This is a genomic window from Flavobacterium anhuiense (assembly GCF_001705175.1).
GTDB lineage: Bacteria > Bacteroidota > Bacteroidia > Flavobacteriales > Flavobacteriaceae > Flavobacterium > Flavobacterium anhuiense.
In genome coordinates this window covers 2,187,562-2,204,165 of record NZ_CP016907.1, presented here as the reverse complement: position 1 = coordinate 2,204,165, position 16,604 = coordinate 2,187,562, and the positions used below count along the sequence as shown (strand labels likewise).

Annotated in this window: 19 protein-coding genes, 1 tRNA gene and 1 pseudogene; 3 read left to right on the top strand and 18 right to left on the bottom strand. The window is 32.9% G+C overall.

The annotated features are described in order from the left end of the window. Positions 1-110: 110 nt before the first annotated feature. The 11 genes from BB050_RS09395 to pdxA form a co-directional block, all read right to left on the bottom strand. Positions 111-407 carry a PepSY-like domain-containing protein gene (locus BB050_RS09395; RefSeq protein ID WP_066033393.1) on the bottom strand — a complete coding sequence of 99 codons (297 nt, stop codon included), beginning with the start codon at positions 405-407 and terminating at the stop codon, positions 111-113. A gap of 15 nt (positions 408-422) precedes the next feature. Further along, positions 423-716 (bottom strand): PepSY-like domain-containing protein, encoded by a 294-nt coding sequence (locus BB050_RS09390; RefSeq protein ID WP_008465208.1) that lies wholly within the window; start codon positions 714-716, stop codon positions 423-425. 17 nt (positions 717-733) lie between these two features. Next, positions 734-1,024 carry a hypothetical protein gene (locus BB050_RS09385; protein WP_008465209.1) on the bottom strand — a complete coding sequence of 97 codons (291 nt, stop codon included), beginning with the start codon at positions 1,022-1,024 and terminating at the stop codon, positions 734-736. Positions 1,025-1,050: 26 nt separating this feature from the next. Then, a complete protein-coding gene (locus tag BB050_RS09380; protein WP_008465211.1) occupies positions 1,051-1,347 on the bottom strand; it encodes a hypothetical protein in 297 nt (98 codons plus the stop codon). A gap of 75 nt (positions 1,348-1,422) precedes the next feature. Further along, positions 1,423-1,719: a hypothetical protein gene (locus tag BB050_RS09375; protein ID WP_008465212.1), complete on the bottom strand. Its 297-nt coding sequence runs from the start codon at positions 1,717-1,719 to the stop codon at positions 1,423-1,425. 355 nt (positions 1,720-2,074) lie between these two features. Further along, positions 2,075-3,421 carry an acetyl-CoA carboxylase biotin carboxylase subunit gene (gene accC, locus BB050_RS09370; RefSeq protein WP_008465214.1) on the bottom strand — a complete coding sequence of 449 codons (1,347 nt, stop codon included), beginning with the start codon at positions 3,419-3,421 and terminating at the stop codon, positions 2,075-2,077. Positions 3,422-3,528: 107 nt separating this feature from the next. Beyond that, on the bottom strand, positions 3,529-4,014 hold the full coding sequence (gene accB, locus BB050_RS09365; protein ID WP_008465215.1) for an acetyl-CoA carboxylase biotin carboxyl carrier protein: 486 nt from the start codon (positions 4,012-4,014) through the stop codon (positions 3,529-3,531). A 23-nt stretch (positions 4,015-4,037) separates the two neighbouring features. Then, on the bottom strand, positions 4,038-5,036 hold the full coding sequence (locus tag BB050_RS09360; protein ID WP_008465216.1) for a beta-ketoacyl-ACP synthase III: 999 nt from the start codon (positions 5,034-5,036) through the stop codon (positions 4,038-4,040). Positions 5,037-5,211: 175 nt separating this feature from the next. Then, positions 5,212-5,406, bottom strand: coding sequence for a 50S ribosomal protein L32 (gene rpmF / locus BB050_RS09355; RefSeq protein WP_008465217.1), 195 nt, complete (start codon positions 5,404-5,406; stop codon positions 5,212-5,214). A gap of 9 nt (positions 5,407-5,415) precedes the next feature. Next, complete coding sequence (locus tag BB050_RS09350) at positions 5,416-5,958, bottom strand: YceD family protein (protein WP_066033392.1); 543 nt, start codon at positions 5,956-5,958, stop codon at positions 5,416-5,418. Between the two features lie 105 nt (positions 5,959-6,063). Further along, entirely contained in the window at positions 6,064-7,113 is a 1,050-nt protein-coding gene (gene pdxA / locus BB050_RS09345; protein ID WP_066033391.1) for a 4-hydroxythreonine-4-phosphate dehydrogenase PdxA, read from the bottom strand. A 57-nt stretch (positions 7,114-7,170) separates the two neighbouring features. Here pdxA and BB050_RS09340 point away from each other — a divergent pair, with 57 nt between their 5' ends. After that, a complete protein-coding gene (locus BB050_RS09340; RefSeq protein WP_066033390.1) occupies positions 7,171-7,761 on the top strand; it encodes a riboflavin synthase in 591 nt (196 codons plus the stop codon). Between the two features lie 34 nt (positions 7,762-7,795). On the opposite strand, the gene BB050_RS09335 is transcribed toward BB050_RS09340, so the two are convergent. After that, entirely contained in the window at positions 7,796-8,044 is a 249-nt protein-coding gene (locus BB050_RS09335; RefSeq protein ID WP_066033389.1) for a hypothetical protein, read from the bottom strand. Positions 8,045-8,446: 402 nt separating this feature from the next. Here BB050_RS09335 and BB050_RS09330 point away from each other — a divergent pair, with 402 nt between their 5' ends. After that, positions 8,447-9,448, top strand: coding sequence for a DNA cytosine methyltransferase (locus tag BB050_RS09330; protein WP_066033388.1), 1,002 nt, complete (start codon positions 8,447-8,449; stop codon positions 9,446-9,448). Here BB050_RS09330 and BB050_RS09325 read toward each other — a convergent pair. The 5 genes from BB050_RS09325 to BB050_RS09305 all read right to left on the bottom strand — a co-directional run bounded on the left by BB050_RS09325 (position 9,429) and on the right by BB050_RS09305 (position 13,869). Beyond that, on the bottom strand, positions 9,429-9,848 hold the full coding sequence (locus BB050_RS09325) for a very short patch repair endonuclease (RefSeq protein WP_066033387.1): 420 nt from the start codon (positions 9,846-9,848) through the stop codon (positions 9,429-9,431). The two genes, BB050_RS09330 and BB050_RS09325, sit on opposite strands and share 20 nt — an antisense overlap. A 160-nt stretch (positions 9,849-10,008) precedes the next feature. Next, a tRNA-Ile gene (locus BB050_RS09320) sits at positions 10,009-10,082 on the bottom strand. Positions 10,083-10,227: 145 nt separating this feature from the next. Beyond that, positions 10,228-10,632: a methylmalonyl-CoA epimerase gene (mce, locus tag BB050_RS09315; protein WP_066033386.1), complete on the bottom strand. Its 405-nt coding sequence runs from the start codon at positions 10,630-10,632 to the stop codon at positions 10,228-10,230. 8 nt (positions 10,633-10,640) lie between these two features. Beyond that, complete coding sequence (locus BB050_RS09310) at positions 10,641-13,001, bottom strand: hypothetical protein (protein WP_066033385.1); 2,361 nt, start codon at positions 12,999-13,001, stop codon at positions 10,641-10,643. Further along, entirely contained in the window at positions 12,961-13,869 is a 909-nt protein-coding gene (locus tag BB050_RS09305) for a hypothetical protein (RefSeq protein ID WP_083219820.1), read from the bottom strand. The genes BB050_RS09310 and BB050_RS09305 overlap by 41 nt, the downstream gene beginning before the upstream one ends. A gap of 270 nt (positions 13,870-14,139) precedes the next feature. Here BB050_RS09305 and BB050_RS09300 point away from each other — a divergent pair. After that, positions 14,140-15,827 (top strand): annotated as a pseudogene (locus BB050_RS09300) (Ig-like domain-containing domain). Here BB050_RS09300 and BB050_RS09295 read toward each other — a convergent pair. Continuing rightward, positions 15,824-16,591, bottom strand: a complete 768-nt coding sequence (locus BB050_RS09295; RefSeq protein WP_066033383.1) for a nitrilase family protein — start codon at positions 16,589-16,591, stop codon at positions 15,824-15,826. The pseudogene BB050_RS09300 and the gene BB050_RS09295 overlap by 4 nt on opposite strands. Between the last annotated feature and the right edge of the window lie 13 nt (positions 16,592-16,604).

The following is a 16,604-nucleotide window of genomic DNA, read 5'->3' as shown; positions in this document are numbered from 1 at the left end:
TAATATTATTATACTTGTTATTTCATAAAATTATGTAAAATATGTAAAAAAAAAGAGATTGCACGACGCAATCTCTTTTTCACCAAAAACATAAATCTAAATTCACCTAATTATATTTTCAACCAGTTACCATTGACATCTGAATAAACAGTAGCCTTCTGGTCTCCAACTGATATTTCGAGCTTGTACTCTTTTTTTTCGTTTACAAATGCTTTTTCCAGTTTTGCACCCGGATAAGCGGTCTGCAAGGCTGTTTTTACAGCTGCAGGCACAGCATCTACTGTAACTTCTGTATATTCTGACTGAATGGTTACAGTTGCTTTAGTAACTTTAGAAGCAGGCAATACATTTGCATGAATTGACATTATTTCTAAAACAACTATTGCGGATAAGATTAATTTTTTCATGATGCTGATTTTTAATTATTTCTTGATGATATTACCAGAAGCATCTGTAAAAATAGTATACTTCTTATCTCCACTTGAAATTTCAAGTTTGTACTCGTTCTTATCGTTTTTATAAGCTTTTTCCAGCTTAGTGTTTGGAAACGATTTTTCAACTGTAGATTTTACTGCTGCCGGCACTTGGTCTGCAGCCACCTCAGTATATGCATCTTGAAAAATTACTGATTGAGTAATTGAGATTGCTGGAAGAACTGCAGCATTTACTGAAAGACTTCCTAAAACAATCGCTGCTGATAAAACTAACTTTTTCATAATATTTGTGGTTTAAATTATTTTTTAAGAATGTTACCAGAAGCATCTGTATAAACGATCGATTTTTCACCTCGAACCGTTATCTCAATTTTGTACTCCTTTTTATCATTTACCCAAGCTTTTTCAAGCACTACACCAGGATAAGCTTCATCTAAGCCTTTCTTAACAGCTGCCGGAACTCCGTCTACTTCTTTATATCCATCCTGATCATTAACTGTCTGTACTATTGGGTTAGTTACAGCAGTGGTTTCTGCATGCATCGACAAACTGCCTAAGACAATTGCTGCCGATAAGATTAACTTTTTCATAGTTATAGTTTAAGGGTTAGACTTTATTATTTTTTAATCCAAGTTCCGTCTGCGTTAGCAAAAAGATTTCCTGTTTTATCTCCAACAGTTACTTCAAGTTTGTATTCAGATTTTGTGTTTTTAAATGCTTTAGAAAGCACAGCGTCTGGATATGCTTTTTTCAAAGCGTCTGTTACAGCGGTTGGAACTTCTTCCAATTTGATTTCTGTATAATCATCTTGGATAGAGATTGTTTTTACGATTGAATTTGAAATTGGCGAAGTTGAAGCAAATGATGTTAAACCTCCCAAAACGATTGCGGCTGATAAAAATAAATTTTTCATGATAGTTGTTTTTTAATATAGTTAATTTGATCTTAGTATTCTTGATCCGGATTTTCACAAGACCTCATTTTAAGATTATTGTTTAATCCAAGTTCCGTCTGCATTTGCGAAAAGATTTCCAACTTTGTCGCCAACTGTCACATCAAGTTTATACTGTGCTTTTTCGTTTTTGTATGCTTTAGTAATTACTGCTTCAGGATATGCTTTTTTCAAAGCTTCTGTAATAGCGGCTGGTAATTCTTCTAATTTTATTTCTGTGTATTCGTCTTCAATAGAAATCGTTTTTACGATTGTATTGGGTGCTTGTGTAGTTGAAGCGAATGACGTTAAACTTCCTAAAACAATTGCGGCTGATAAAAATAATTTTTTCATAACGTATATATTTAAATTAATAGTTGTTTACGCTTTAAGTAATGAAATTATTATGCCATAAAAGAAAAGAGCCGTGCCAAATACCATAAAAACCTGTATTTAAAGGTTTTAGATCAAATATAACAAAAAATGAGAAAATTAAAAAGGTGTGTAAAAGAGAAAAAAGGTGTGTAATAAGTAAACACTTAAAGTGTAACCTTGAAAGAAATTCCAATTTTTGTAAATTCCAAATTCCAAAGTTTATAGTAAGATTTAAATTCCTAATTTCAAGTTTCCAATTGGAATTTGGAATTTAAATATTGGAATTTATAAAGGCTTATAAAAAAAAGGCTTCCAAATTTGGAAGCCTTTATAATTATTCTGGACTATTCATTTTAAATGTATCCATAAATGCAGTTGTATAATCTCCTGCAATATATTTTGGATCATCCATTAATTGTCTGTGGAAAGGGATTGTAGTTTTCACGCCTTCGATCACGAACTCATCCAAAGCTCTGCGCATTTTGCTAATAGCTTCTTCACGAGATTGTGCAGTTGTAATCAACTTAGCAATCATAGAATCATAGTTTGGCGGAATGCTATATCCTGAGTATACGTGAGTATCTAAACGAACTCCATGTCCTCCTGGCATATGAAGTGTAGTAATTTTTCCTGGAGAAGGACGAAAATCGTTATAAGGATCTTCAGCATTAATACGAACTTCAATAGCGTGTAATTGCGGAAGGTAGTTTTTACCAGAAATCGGAATTCCGGCAGCAACCATAATCTGCTCACGGATCAAATCATAATCAATAACTTGTTCTGTGATTGGGTGCTCCACCTGAATACGAGTATTCATTTCCATAAAGTAGAAGTTTCTGTGTTTATCCACTAAAAATTCTACAGTTCCAGCTCCTTCATATTTAATGAATTCAGCAGCTTTTACAGCAGCTTCTCCCATTCTTGTACGAAGTTCGTCTGTCATGAAAGGTGAAGGGGTTTCTTCAGTAAGTTTTTGGTGACGACGCTGTACAGAACAGTCTCTTTCAGAAAGATGACATGCTTTTCCGTATGCATCTCCAACAACTTGAATTTCGATATGACGTGGCTCTTCAATAAGTTTTTCCATGTACATTCCGTCATTTCCAAACGCTGCAGCAGCTTCTTGACGTGCGCTTTCCCATGCTTTCTGAAGGTCTTCTTCTTTCCAGATGGCACGCATACCTTTTCCACCACCACCAGCAGTAGCTTTCATCATTACTGGGTAGCCAATTTCTTTAGCTACTTTTTTTGCATGTTCGTATGATTCTAATAAACCGTCTGAACCTGGTACACAAGGAACTCCTGCAGCTTTCATTGTCTCTTTTGCAGTAGCTTTATCTCCCATTCGGTCGATCATTTCTGGAGCAGCACCGATAAACTTAATTCCGTGCTCTTGACAGATTTTAGAGAATTTAGCATTCTCAGAAAGAAATCCATAACCTGGATGAATTGCATCTGCGTTTGTAATTTCTGCAGCTGCAATAATATTTGACATTTTCAAATACGATAAGTTACTCGGAGGAGGGCCTATACAAACCGCTTCGTCTGCAAATTTAACATGCAAACTTTCTGCATCGGCTGTAGAGTAAACTGCAACAGTTTTGATTCCCATTTCCTTACATGTACGAATTACACGAAGTGCAATTTCTCCTCTATTCGCAATTAATATTTTTTTAAACATCTTATTTTAATTAGATAATTAGACAATTTGATAATTAGATAATTTTAGATGTCTGTATTAATTCTGACAGATCAATCTAAAATCTAAAATCTAAAATCTAAATTTATTTATGATGGATCTACTAAGAATAAAGGTTGGTCAAATTCAACTGGAGACATATCATCTACAAGAATTTTTACAATTTTACCAGAAACTTCAGATTCGATTTCGTTGAATAATTTCATTGCTTCAATTACGCAAAGAACATCACCTTTAGATACAGTGCTTCCAACTTCTGTGAAAACTGGTTTGTCTGGAGATGGTTTTCTATAGAATGTTCCAATGATTGGAGATTTTATAGTAACATATTTAGAATCGTCAGAAGCAGGTTTCTCTGGAGTTACACTTACAACTGTTGGAGCTGTAACTTGCGGAACTGCCGCTTGAGGTAAAGCTGCTTGAGCAGGTAATTGCTGTACGTAAGTTGCTTCAGTTACATTTGTTTCTAAAGTTGTTCTGATCGTGATTTTTACATCATCCATTTCTAACTTCACTTCTGCAACGCCCGAATTTGCAACAAATTTAATTAGGTTTTGAATTTCTTTTAAATCCATAATGATTCGTTTTTAGTTTTAATTTATTTTTTATCGTAAGCCCATTTCAAATAGATAGATCCCCAAGTGAATCCACCACCAAAAGCGGCAAAGATAACATTATCTCCTTTTTTAAGCTTATCTTCAAAGTCAGCTAATACTAATGGTAAAGTTCCAGAAGTAGTATTACCATATCTCTCGATGTTTACCAGCACTTTAGACTCGTCTAATTCTAATCTTCCTGCTGTAGCATCGATAATACGTTTGTTTGCTTGGTGTGGCACCAACCAATCAACGTCTTGATTTGTCAAATTATTTCTTTGTAAAATCAATTCGCTGGCATCGGCCATATTAGTCACAGCATATTTGAAAACAGTTTTACCGTCCTGCATAATATTGTGCTGTCTATTTTTTATAGTTTCTTCTGAAGGCGGAATCAAAGAACCTCCTGCTGGGATTTTAAGGAAATCTCTTCCAACACCATCACTTCTTAAATACTCATCCTGCAAACCTAAACCTTCATAATTTGGTTCGAAAAGAACTGCACCAGCTCCATCTCCAAAAATAATACAAGTTGCTCTGTCTGTATAGTCTACAATTGATGACATTTTATCAGCACCAATTAAAAGCACTTTTTTGTAACGTCCTGACTGAACATATGCTGCAGCTGTCGACATTCCGTATAAAAAGCTTGAACATGCAGCCTGCAAATCGTATGAAAATGCATTTGTAGCTCCAATTTCTGTCGCAACATAAACTCCTGTAGAAGCCACCATCATATCTGGTGTTGCAGTTGCCATTATAATCATATCAATCTCAAGCGGATCTATATTTGCTTTTGCAATTAAATCCTTTGCTGCTTGAATGGCAAGATAAGATGTACCTTTATCAGCATCTTTAAGAATTCTTCTTTCTTTAATTCCTGTTCGAGCGGTAATCCACTCATCATTGGTATCAACCATTGTTTCTAGCACTTGGTTCGAAAGAACGAAGTCAGGAACATAAGCTCCAACAGCGGTAATTGCGGCTGTGATTGTATTCATTATATTCTATTATTTTCCTTTCAAATTATCATTAATTTGAAAAATTTTTAAAAGGCTTGAAAATTACAAAAAAAAACGTAACGAATTTGTCTATATTTTCCTAAAAAACGAAAATTATAACCAACAAAAAAAACTCTCACTATGTGAGAGTTCTAGTATAATTTACAAAAACGTATTAAGCAACCGCTTCAGATTTATCGATAACAACTTGCCCTCTGTAGTACATTTTACCTTCATGCCAGTAAGCTCTGTGGTATAAATGTGCCTCACCTGTAATAGGACATGTAGCGATTTGAGCTACAGTAGCTTTGTAATGTGTTCTTCTCTTATCTCTTCTTGTTTTCGAGGTTTTTCTCTTAGGATGTGCCATTTTACTATATTATTTATCCGTTAATAGTTTCTTTAATTTTTCCCAACGCGGGTCAATATCTTCTTCTTTGTTACTCTCTTCCTTTTGTTCTTTTACACTTAATTCATTCAGTTTTGTTAAAGCTTCTGTTTGCAGACTTCCATCTTTAACACCTGGATGAACTCTTTTCTGCGGAACAGAAAGTGCGATCATTTCATAAATATATTGTGCTATATCTATTTCATGTTCACCATGTGGTAAAATCAACAACTCTTCATTATCATCATTAAATTCTTCTCCAAAGCGAACAATCAGTTTCATTTTTCCCTTTATAGGTAAATCAAAATCTTCGCCTGTCAGATCACAAGGGACATTTACGGTTCCTTTATGTTTGAATTCTAACTCTAACATATTACTTTTCTTTTCGAAAAGTAAATTGACTTTAATATCTGAACTTTTAAACTCATCGTAATCAAAGTCCTTAAAGAACGTGTTATTTATTTGATACTCAAAATGGTGTTTTCCTAGTTTTAATCCTACGAAAGGAATTAAAAATTCTTTTGTTTTGCTCATTTCAACATCAATTTGATCAATTCAATTCTAAAACTAGATATCTGAATTGGGGTGCAAAGATATAAAATTATTATAAATCTAATAATCTTATTGACCTTTTTTTGTTTATAACTGTTTTTCTTTTATTTTAAGAGGTTTTTGGCTAATCTCCTCATACTGATTACGCGAGCGAAAAATATCGATTGCAAGATAGACTGCTTCTTTAAACGAATTGTAATCTGCCATGTCTTTCCCCGCTATATCATACGCTGTGCCGTGATCTGGAGAGGTTCTTACTTTATTTAAACCTGCTGTATAATTCACTCCTTTCCCAAAAGAAAGCGTCTTAAACGGAATTAATCCTTGATCGTGATACATTGCCACAATAGCATCATATTTTTCATATTGAGAGCTTCCAAAAAAACCATCTGCAGGAAACGGACCAAAAACCATTGTCCCTGAATCGAATATTTTTTTCAGAACTGGTTTTAAAATCAAATCATCCTCTTTCCCGATTACACCACCATCACCAGCATGCGGATTCAATCCTAAAACTGCAATTTTTGGCTTCACTATACTAAAATCTTGAACTAAAGATTTTCTAATAGTTTCTATTTTTTTAGTAATTAGCTCCTCAGTCAAATGAGAAGCCACTTCGTTTAAAGGCACGTGATCTGTAATTAAACCTACCCTTAAATTATCCTGCACCATCATCATTAAAGCATCTCCTTCTAATTCTTGATTTAGATAATCCGTATGTCCAGGAAATTTAAAATCTTCAGACTGTATATTATACTTATTAATCGGAGCTGTTACCAAAACATCTATTTCACCTTCTTTCAACGCTTTTGTTCCAGCTGTAAAAGATTTTATAGCATATTCTCCTATTTTTGGATCATTGACTCCAAAGTTAATATCAACCCCTTCTCTCCAAAGATTCAAAACATTTACCTTTCCTGGTATAATCTGATCCAATTTATCAACTCCGTGAAACTGAACTGTAGATGTAAAGCTTTTTCTAACGAAAGAAAGAATTTTAGCATTTGCAAAAATAACCGGCGTACACAATTCTAACATACGAGAATCTTCGAATGTTTTCAGTATAACTTCGCTTCCAATACCGTTTAAATCTCCAACTGAAATTCCAACAATTATATTTTCTGCTTTTTTATTCATGAGCTCAGTTTATTTATTACTAATTTTGATGTGCAAATTTAGTAAAATAAAACCACAATGTTCACAGGAATTATAGAAACACTCGGCAAAGTTCACGAAATCAAAAAAGACCAAAGCAATCTTCATATAACAGTTGATTCATCCATAACTCACGAATTAAAAATAGATCAGAGCGTTTCGCACAACGGAATATGCCTTACAGTTGTAGCCATTAAAGATTCTCTATATACAGTAACTGCGATTGACGAAACTATTTTAAAAACCAATATCGGCGATTGGCAGGTTGGCGATATCGTTAATTTAGAAAGAGGAATGAAACTCGGAGATCGTCTTGACGGGCATATTGTACAAGGACACGTAGACCAAACTGGAACTTGCATTAAAATTGAAGAAGCAAACGGAAGCTGGAATTATACTTTTGAGTACGACAAAACTCAAAACAATATCACAATCGAAAAAGGTTCGATTACAGTAAATGGTGTTAGCCTTACAGTTGTAAATTCTAAAACAAATGAATTTAGTGTTTCAATTATTCCATACACATATGAACACACTAATTTTAAAGATTTCAAAGTTGGAACAAAAATCAACCTTGAATTTGATGTAGTCGGAAAATATATTTCTAGACTTTATTCTATAAACAAATAACCCTAATTATTTTTTTTTATAAAAAAAGCTTCAATTAAATTGAAGCTTTTTTTGTTCGGTTTTTATATATCATAATAGCTCCTAAAGCCAAACCGCCTACAAGGAGAATATTAACATTTTGATCTATTGGAAAGCCTTCAGGACAAGCTGCACAATCCTCACTACTTTTTTGATTCATACCATCTGTATTACCGGGTTCAGGAAGTGGCTCATTTGCCACAACTAATGAAACATTCAACAACAATAAGGCGATTACTAAAAATGGGGCTTTTAGATTTTTCATAAATTCAAGCTATTGCAATATGCAAGTCTAGATAATTATTGATAAATATTCTTTGGTAGAAATTTCGCACAATGCATTTCTATCTCTAAAATCTTGAACAAAAGTATAAGTTTTTTACAGAAAAGCAACTTTTAAATTAAAAAAGGAGAAACAAATTTTAACATTTTCTTTTTCCAATTCTGCTAATCCTTTTATAAAAGGCTCTAGAAGGGCAATTATTATTATTCACAAGAACCACAGGCCTATAAGAATTTACTGATTTCAAAAAAAAACTTCTCTTCGAAAAAATTTCTAAATCAACTCACATCTAAAAAACAGTTCAAGTTCATTCCTTCTAGAATAAGAATATCAAATTAATATATTTGTACAATCCAATTCAGACGCATCTCAATCGTAATCAAAATGAAAAACAAATATACAGTCGGAAGTTTATATGCAGGCGTGGGCGGTATTTGTTTGGGCTTTGAAAATGCAGGTTTCAAATTAGAATGGGCAAATGAATTTGACAAGAAAGCCTGTGTCACTTATCGAAACAATTTCGAGCATAAACTTATTGAAGGCGACGTAATGCAGCTCGATGTAAAAAAACTCAACAAAATAGATATTCTTACTGCCGGCTTTCCTTGCCAGCCTTTTTCTCTTGCGGGTCACAGAAAAGGCTTTAAAGACAGCAGAGGAAATCATTTTTTTAAAATATTAGATTTTATTGATGAAATGAGACCTAAAGTAGTATTTCTCGAAAATGTCAAAAATCTTAAAGGACACGACAAAGGAAATACCATGAAAGTAATTCAACGTGAAATCAAAAAACGCAATTACACTTTTGACAGCGCCATTTTGAATACTAAAGATTTTGGAAACATTCCTCATAACCGCGAACGGATTTTCATGATCGCGTTTGATAAAGATTTCGTTAAAAAAGGTTTTAAATTTAATTTTCCTGAAAAAGAAGAATTAACCCAAAAAGTTACCGATTTAATCATAAAAGAAAAAGTTGATAAAAAATTCTATTATACAGAAGACAAATACATGTATAACACGCTCAAAGAAGCGGTTGTAAGAGAAGATAGAATTTATCAGTTCAGAAGACATTACGTACGAGAAAACAAAAAAGAAGTCTGCCCTACTCTAACTGCCAATATGGGAACTGGAGGACACAACGTTCCCATTATTACAACAGAATTCGGTTTTAGAAAATTAACTCCAAGAGAGTGTTTTCGTTTTCAAGGTTTTCCTGACAGCTATAAATTACCCCAAATTTCTAATTCAAGCCTTTACAAACAAGCAGGAAATTCGGTAAGCATGCCGGTTATAGAGAGACTAGCTTCCGAAATATTCAAATGCATTGAAAAAATCGAAGCCAAACAACTCAAAGCAGAAAGGTTTAAATACTCAAAAGCATAATCGTTCCTTCAATTTTTGCCACACAGACTTCGAGATTTTTCTCAATATCCTTACTCCAAAATCTAAGAACGGTCCAATTTTTATCAATTAGAAAAGAATTGACTTCTTCATCTCGCTGTATATTTCTTTCAATTTTCGGAATCCAATACTCTCGATTCGTTTTAATTCTTAACTGTTCAGTTTTCCAATCTTTTCCGTGAAAAAATTCACTATCCACAAAAATGGCGATTTTATATTTGGCAAAAGTAAGATCAGGCCTTCCAAATATCTTTTTATTGTTCTTTCGATATCTGTAGCCCAATTTCCATAATGCTTTTGCAAGCCTTACTTCACTCTTTGTAGCAGTACTTTTTATGGCCTGCATAGTTTTCCTCCTCTGTTCGGGAGTTAATCTATCCATCTTAAGATTAAATTTGTTTTGGATGGATAAAGTTAAGGGATTTTACAGAAACAGGAATTTAATTATTAAGTATCAAAAATTTCAATTTTCACATCTCAAAAGCGCCAAAAACAAAAAAAGCCTCTACATTTCTGTAAAGGCTTTCTATTTTCTAAATAAGTGGTCCCACCTGGGCTCGAACCAGGGACCACCTGATTATGAGTCAGGTGCTCTAACCAGCTGAGCTATAGGACCGGTTTAGAGGATGCAATATTACTACTATTTTTCATTCACTCCAAATATTTTAAGACATCATTTGAATTTTATTTTAAATCTTTTTTTGAATCTCAAAAACGAAATTGATTTTCAACATCTTATTTAAAAATTAAATGACATTTTTTTATTTAATTTCTTGGCAAAGCTCCACCAAAACTCCATTTGTGTTCTTTGGATGCAGAAAAACAACCAATTTATTGTCGGCTCCTTTCTTTGGAACTTCGTTAATCAAGACAAAACCTTCGTTTTTTAAACGTGCAATTTCAGCTTCGATATCATCAACATCAAATGCAATATGATGAATGCCTTCTCCTTTTTTCTCCAGAAATTTAGCAATCGGACTTTCAGTATTTGTTGCTACCAAGAGTTCGATTTTATTATTTCCGGTTTGAAAAAAAGAAGTTAATACGCCTTCGCTTTCTACTGCTTCCATTTTATAAGACGGAACGCCAAGCATTTTTTCGAACAAAACATTCGCATCATCCATGTTTTTTACAGCAATCCCGATATGTTCTATTTTGTTTACCATTACTTCAATTATTGATTTATATATGTATTAAAATAACCGCATTCTCCAATTACATCCTGATAATATTTCGTATCAGAATAGTCTTTTCTCAACGCTTTGAATGAGTTCCAAGCAATAAAATTAACTTTATCATCTTGAATTTCCCAATAGCTGTTTACGTTATTGTATTTTTTATTGTAATAATCATTTCTTTCACATTTTGAAATCAGATACAAACATTTTGCTTTTTGCTCTTTGTTTGATGCTGCTTCAAAAGCTTTTTGATAATACATTTTCGAAACCGAATTATTTGTAATCATTTCTTTCATTGTATTTCTGAATGAATATGGACTAGAACCATAACCTACAATGTTGTTTTCATAAAAAGTTCTTCCGTTTCCAAAATGAGAAATATTATAAAACGCATTTCCTAGCAAAAGACTATTCGTGTAAACATCTTCTTTCTGCGCCAATTTATCCTGCATTTCTTTTATTGTAGTCAAGAAATCCATGAAAGTATATTTTCTTTTCTGATACGCCGCGTGATCGCAATCATGACAATCTTTTATACTTCCGTTAAACGGATTCCCTAAAAACTTATAATACTGAACCGAATCGGTTTGTTTCATAAACTCGATTGCTTCTGGAATTTTGTTTTTGAATGTCGCCTGAACTGCTTGAAAATTATTTATATCTTTTAGTTTCAAACTATAAATTCCTGCTCCAATATTTTCTATTTCAGTTTTATTTGGTTTTGCCAAAAATGTTTTAATTCCCAATAATTTCTTCTCATCATCATAAAACGAATTTCCATCATTCCAATAACTATAACGAGATTCACCAAAAATTTCAGCCATAACCAAATTGCCGCTTTCTTTATAAAGATTTGACAAATAACTTCTGCTCCATGATGAAGCATTCTGATAACGAAATTCTTGTCCTTTATAATTTTTAGGAAGTTCATAATACAGCCAATTCAAATCGGCTAGAATTGTTTTTTCGTTTTCATCAGTCAGCTTATCTATTTTGCTCAAATTATTTACAAAACGCAATAATCGAATTTGATATTTGGCCAATTCTGTTTTTGGAAGTGTTTTTTCAGCTTTCGTATAATTCTTATCCGCATTAGCATAATCGCCTTTTAGCGTTTGAAGATATCCAATTGCAAGATCCCATAAGTATGGTTTTTCGGTATTTCCAGCAGCAGAAATTTTTGCAATTAAATCAACTTCACTATTGTCAACTTTTGCTTTGTTTTCATTTTTATTCTCTGCAACAGTCTGCGGTGTTGGCGGCTTGCTATAATCTCCGCTGCTCACCTGAAATGAATTGTTTATTTTTTGCTCTAGCGAATTTACCAATCTCGTTCCTAGATAATTTAAATGTTCACTTTTCGGATCTAACTCGTAGATTTTTTCAATCGCCTGTTTTTCATCTTTATAATATCCGTGAATTGCCCAAAGCGCTGCTTTTTCTTTATTGTTTTTTGCCATGGCTAAAGCCTTAGTCCAATCAGATTCGTTTTTTGGTTTGAAACTATAAGCCGTAACCACTCTTAATTCTGGACATTTGTCAAAAACCTGAGCGTATAAATAATTTGAAGTCGCGTATTTTTTCTGCTTATAATTTATTCCGGCAACATACGCCAAAGCACGATAATACAAAGTATTCTTGGCAACAGAACTTTCGGTTTTGTTAAAAAAGTCAATTGCTTTTTGTTTGTCATTACTATAAAAACGCGCCTTCATAGTGAGGAACCAATATCTGTTTTTTAAAAACGGATCAGACAAAGTATTGTATACATTTTCGATTGATTGAATCATTTTGGCATCATTGAAAGTTTTTGCCACAACAGGATCATAACTCCAATAATCTTCGCCAATTGAAACGGTTTCTATTTTTTGAGCCAAATACAAAAATTCAACAAAGTTTTTTACTTTCTCATCTTTCAAATTCAGCTTTTTGCCCCATTTTTGAGAGCTTTTGTTTTCTTTTTTTGTTTTATAAAAAACGTGCAGATCCGTTATTTCTTCTTTGTTTTTAATCGTATTTTTTTCATCAGAATAATATCTCGGCTTTTCATCTCCAATTAAAAAATAATTGACTGTTGTTGTATCGACTTTTCCTTTAAGATAATCTGCCCAATCTGATTTTATATTTTTATTGAAACGCGAATTATGCTGGGTATCAAAACCAATTCCGTAGAAAATTCCACCCGATAAAAACAGAGGCGAGTATGATTTGTCGGCAAAAGTTTCTGGAGTAAAGTTTGAATTATAAGCACCAAAATAATCCCAATCTCCATCTGCGCAGGCATAAATTATTCCACAGGCAAAAAGGAATGCGGCACTAAAACCAAGAAACAACTTGCTTAAAAATATTCTTTTCATAATTATTTAAATTGAATTCGTCTAAATCGTAAAATATAATTTCGTTTGGCTTTTCGACAAGATTGTCTTGCAAATCTTCTGCCATTTCTTTTAAATCTTCTGATTTAATTTCTTCTATTTTCAAAAGATCATTTTCTTCATAAAAAATACCATTTTTATAATTGGAATGTTTTATCTTAAAAAAAATCGGACTTATTTTTTCAAAATTGGAATCTTTCTCTAATGTTGAAATGCTCATTTTAGAACGAAGTCCAGTCACTTTATTGTCTCTAATATGAACGCCCCAAGAATAAATCGGGAATGCAAAGTCAAGATGCAGCGGATATTTCTTCAAACTTTTCAGATATCGCTCTGCCACTTTCTGATCGTAAATAGAATTTAGCGAATCTGGCGCAATCGAACCCATATTGTAATACATCAGAACTCCAGAATCTACATTTGGGATTTTTGTTTTTTTGAAGTATTTCACCTGATGCAGTCGAATTGTGGCTGAAAGTTTCTTTTTTGAAAGTTTTTTAAAAACCTCGATAAACTTCAAATAATTCTCTTTGCTATTCAGTGTCCAATCGCAGTCAATTTGAATTTCCCGACAATCAATTTTGTTTTTGGAATTGATTTGTTCTATAAAATCAAAAGTTTTTTGAGCCAGATTTTCTACATCGATACTGGGTTGCAACATGATTTTATTTTGAATGAAAACCACGGGAACGATTGTATATCCTTTTGGATTTTGTTCGAATCGAACAGGACTTATGGGAATTGGAAGATTTGATTCTGGATGAAGTCCAATATCAAAATACCTAACATAAAGTTTTTGAACATCATTCTCATCCAAAGCCTCTTTCTCTATTTTTGAAAATTTGAACATCGTTTTCCAGTAGTAAAAGGAGATTACGGGTCTTTCGTTTTTAGTGCATGACAACATTAAAAAGAGAAACAAAACTGGAAAAAATCGTTTGAACAAAACTTAGAAAATTACATTTTAGTTCAAAAGTAAGAAATTATATCATTTTAAAATCTTCAAAGCGCTAATTTTTTTAGAAGATTCACAAAAGTCCTAAATCCTAATAAATGGCTAAAAAATTTCAATTAAAGCAAATATAATCGTTATTTTGTGCAATCAAATTGAAAAACCGTTATGTTGAAAAACACTCTTAAATACATTGCTTTTATAATTTTAATATCAATGATAAGCTGCGCCAAAAGAGGCAGCATTACCGGCGGTTTAAAAGATACATTACCCCCTGTTTTAACATCTAGCTTTCCAAAAAATTTCACAACTGATTTTAAAGGAAATACAATCACTTTAAATTTTGACGAATATGTCAAACTTAAAAACACCAATAAACAGCTGATCATTTCTCCCCCTTTAAAAAATGAGCCGTTAATTACGCCTACCAACGTCAGCAAATTTATAAAAATAGAACTTCGAGATACTTTGTTGCCCAATACCACTTATAGCTTAAATTTTGGACAGGCAATTCAGGATAATAACGAGGGGAATGCTTTAAATCAGTTTAAATACATTTTCTCAACAGGATCACATATTGATTCGCTTAAATTGAACGGAAGAATTAAAGATGCTTACGGAAAATATGTTGACAATTTTGTTTCTGTAATGCTATACGAAGTAAATGACAAATTTAAAGATTCTACGATTTACAAAGAATTTCCACGCTATATTACCAACACTTTGGATAGTATGCGTACTTTTCAATTTGAAAATTTGAAAGAAGGAAAATATCTTCTGGTTGCTTTAAAAGACAAAGGATCAAACAATAAATTTAATCCGAAAGATGACAAAATCGGTTTTTTAAAAAACTACATCACAGTTCCGACGGATACTGTTTATGAGTTAGAATTGTTTAAAGAAACGCTTCCTCTAAAAGCTTTCAAACCTATTCAAGCTTCTGGAAACCGCTTGTATCTTCCGTATGAAGGGAAACAGAATTTGAAGAATTTAAAACCAAAAATTACCCTAAAAAATGGTAACGAGGTTTTGGAAACTATTGTCACACAATTTCCTAAAAAAGATTCGCTTCAAGTCTGGTACAAACCAGTTAAAGCCGATTCGTTATCTATGGAAGTTGAAAAAGGAGACTATAAGAAAAGATTTTCTTTTAAAATTAAAGCTTTAAAAAAGACACTTTAAATATTAAAGCGATACAAAATGGCCAGCTTAATTTTAGAGAGCGTTTTACATTGGAAAGTGAAACTCCTTTGGTAAAATTTGATAAATCTAAAATCACATTGGTTAATAAAGATTCTGTTGCTGTACCTTATACCACAGAATACGACGAGTTTGACCAGAAACTGTATATTGATTTCAAAAAAGAACCTTTGGATAAGTATAATTTCACTTTCCTTCCAGGTGCTTTGACCGATTTCTACGAAAAAACAAACGATACTTTATCGTATAAACTTGCTACTAAAGAATATGCTGATTACGGAAATATTATATTGAACCTGAAAAATGTAAAACGTTTTCCTATTATTGTTGAACTGACCAATAAAAAAGGAGACGTTGTTTTGGCCGAAGGATATTCTGAAGGCGCAACTACATTAGAATTCAATTTATTGCAACCAGATGTTTTCACGGTTCGTGTTATTTATGATGACAATAAAAACAAACAATACGATACCGGTAGCTTCTTAGAAAAAAGGTATCCCGAAGAAGTTTTTTACAATCAGGAAGAATTTGATGTCCGCGCCAATTGGGATCGGAACGAAACTATTGACCTGAGCATTCCTTTTAATCCAGAAGTTGAGAAAAAACAGGACGATAAAAAGAGAAAAGACGCAGAAAAGAAACGGAAAGCTTTTTAAAGCTTGATATCAAACTGATCTCTATCGCTTAAAAAATCTAACTTTTTACGCGTTTCATACATGGTGTTTTTGTCTAATTCTACGACAAAGACACCATTTTTTTCTTGTGGCTCTAAAATATAATTCCCTAAGAAATCTATCGCTTGTGAATGACCAATGTGTTCAAAATTATGAGCATCCTTCCCTATCCTGTTTACCCCAATTACATAGGAAAGATTTTCTATTGCCCGGGCTTTTAGCAGAGCATCCCAAGCATTAGTGCGCACTTTTGGCCAATTGGCCACATACAAAATCAGGTCGTAGTTTTCTGCGTTTCGCACAAAAACCGGAAATCTCAAATCGTAGCAAATCTGAAGGCATATTTTCCAGTCTAAATACTCTACAATTACTTTTTGGTTTCCACGCGTATACACTTTGTCTTCGCCTGCAAGAGAAAAGGAATGCCTTTTATCGTAATATTGAATTTCGCCTGACGGAAAAACAAAAATCATACGATTATAATACTTTCCATTTTCGGCAATAACTACACTTCCTGTAATTGCTGTATTTTTTTGTTTTGCTTTAAACTTCATCCATCCAATCGTTTCACCTTGCATGGTTTCAGCAACCTCAGAAGCATTCATGGTAAATCCGGTCGAAAACATTTCAGGAAGTACAATCAAATTTACTTCCGAATCAATTTCATTAATTTTTGAATCGAAATTTTCACGGTTTTTACTGGCATTCTGCCAAAAAAGATCGGTTTGGATTAAAGCAATTTTCATTTTTATAACTGTA

Bases quoted from the DNA above. Each gene is read 5' to 3' on its own strand.
- BB050_RS09395 (WP_066033393.1), bottom strand. From the start codon at position 407: ATGAAAAAATTAATCTTATCCGCAATAGTTGTTTTAGAAATAATGTCA.
- BB050_RS09390 (WP_008465208.1), bottom strand. From the start codon at position 716: ATGAAAAAGTTAGTTTTATCAGCAGCGATTGTTTTAGGAAGTCTTTCA.
- BB050_RS09385 (WP_008465209.1), bottom strand. From the start codon at position 1,024: ATGAAAAAGTTAATCTTATCGGCAGCAATTGTCTTAGGCAGTTTGTCG.
- BB050_RS09380 (WP_008465211.1), bottom strand. From the start codon at position 1,347: ATGAAAAATTTATTTTTATCAGCCGCAATCGTTTTGGGAGGTTTAACA.
- BB050_RS09375 (WP_008465212.1), bottom strand. From the start codon at position 1,719: ATGAAAAAATTATTTTTATCAGCCGCAATTGTTTTAGGAAGTTTAACG.
- accC (WP_008465214.1), bottom strand. From the start codon at position 3,421: ATGTTTAAAAAAATATTAATTGCGAATAGAGGAGAAATTGCACTTCGT.
- accB (WP_008465215.1), bottom strand. From the start codon at position 4,014: ATGGATTTAAAAGAAATTCAAAACCTAATTAAATTTGTTGCAAATTCG.
- BB050_RS09360 (WP_008465216.1), bottom strand. From the start codon at position 5,036: ATGAATACAATCACAGCCGCAATTACCGCTGTTGGAGCTTATGTTCCT.
- rpmF (WP_008465217.1), bottom strand. From the start codon at position 5,406: ATGGCACATCCTAAGAGAAAAACCTCGAAAACAAGAAGAGATAAGAGA.
- BB050_RS09350 (WP_066033392.1), bottom strand. From the start codon at position 5,958: ATGAGCAAAACAAAAGAATTTTTAATTCCTTTCGTAGGATTAAAACTA.
- pdxA (WP_066033391.1), bottom strand. From the start codon at position 7,113: ATGAATAAAAAAGCAGAAAATATAATTGTTGGAATTTCAGTTGGAGAT.
- BB050_RS09340 (WP_066033390.1), top strand. From the start codon at position 7,171: ATGTTCACAGGAATTATAGAAACACTCGGCAAAGTTCACGAAATCAAA.
- BB050_RS09335 (WP_066033389.1), bottom strand. From the start codon at position 8,044: ATGAAAAATCTAAAAGCCCCATTTTTAGTAATCGCCTTATTGTTGTTG.
- BB050_RS09330 (WP_066033388.1), top strand. From the start codon at position 8,447: ATGAAAAACAAATATACAGTCGGAAGTTTATATGCAGGCGTGGGCGGT.
- BB050_RS09325 (WP_066033387.1), bottom strand. From the start codon at position 9,848: ATGGATAGATTAACTCCCGAACAGAGGAGGAAAACTATGCAGGCCATA.
- mce (WP_066033386.1), bottom strand. From the start codon at position 10,632: ATGGTAAACAAAATAGAACATATCGGGATTGCTGTAAAAAACATGGAT.
- BB050_RS09310 (WP_066033385.1), bottom strand. From the start codon at position 13,001: ATGAAAAGAATATTTTTAAGCAAGTTGTTTCTTGGTTTTAGTGCCGCA.
- BB050_RS09305 (WP_083219820.1), bottom strand. From the start codon at position 13,869: ATGTTCAAATTTTCAAAAATAGAGAAAGAGGCTTTGGATGAGAATGAT.
- BB050_RS09295 (WP_066033383.1), bottom strand. From the start codon at position 16,591: ATGAAAATTGCTTTAATCCAAACCGATCTTTTTTGGCAGAATGCCAGT.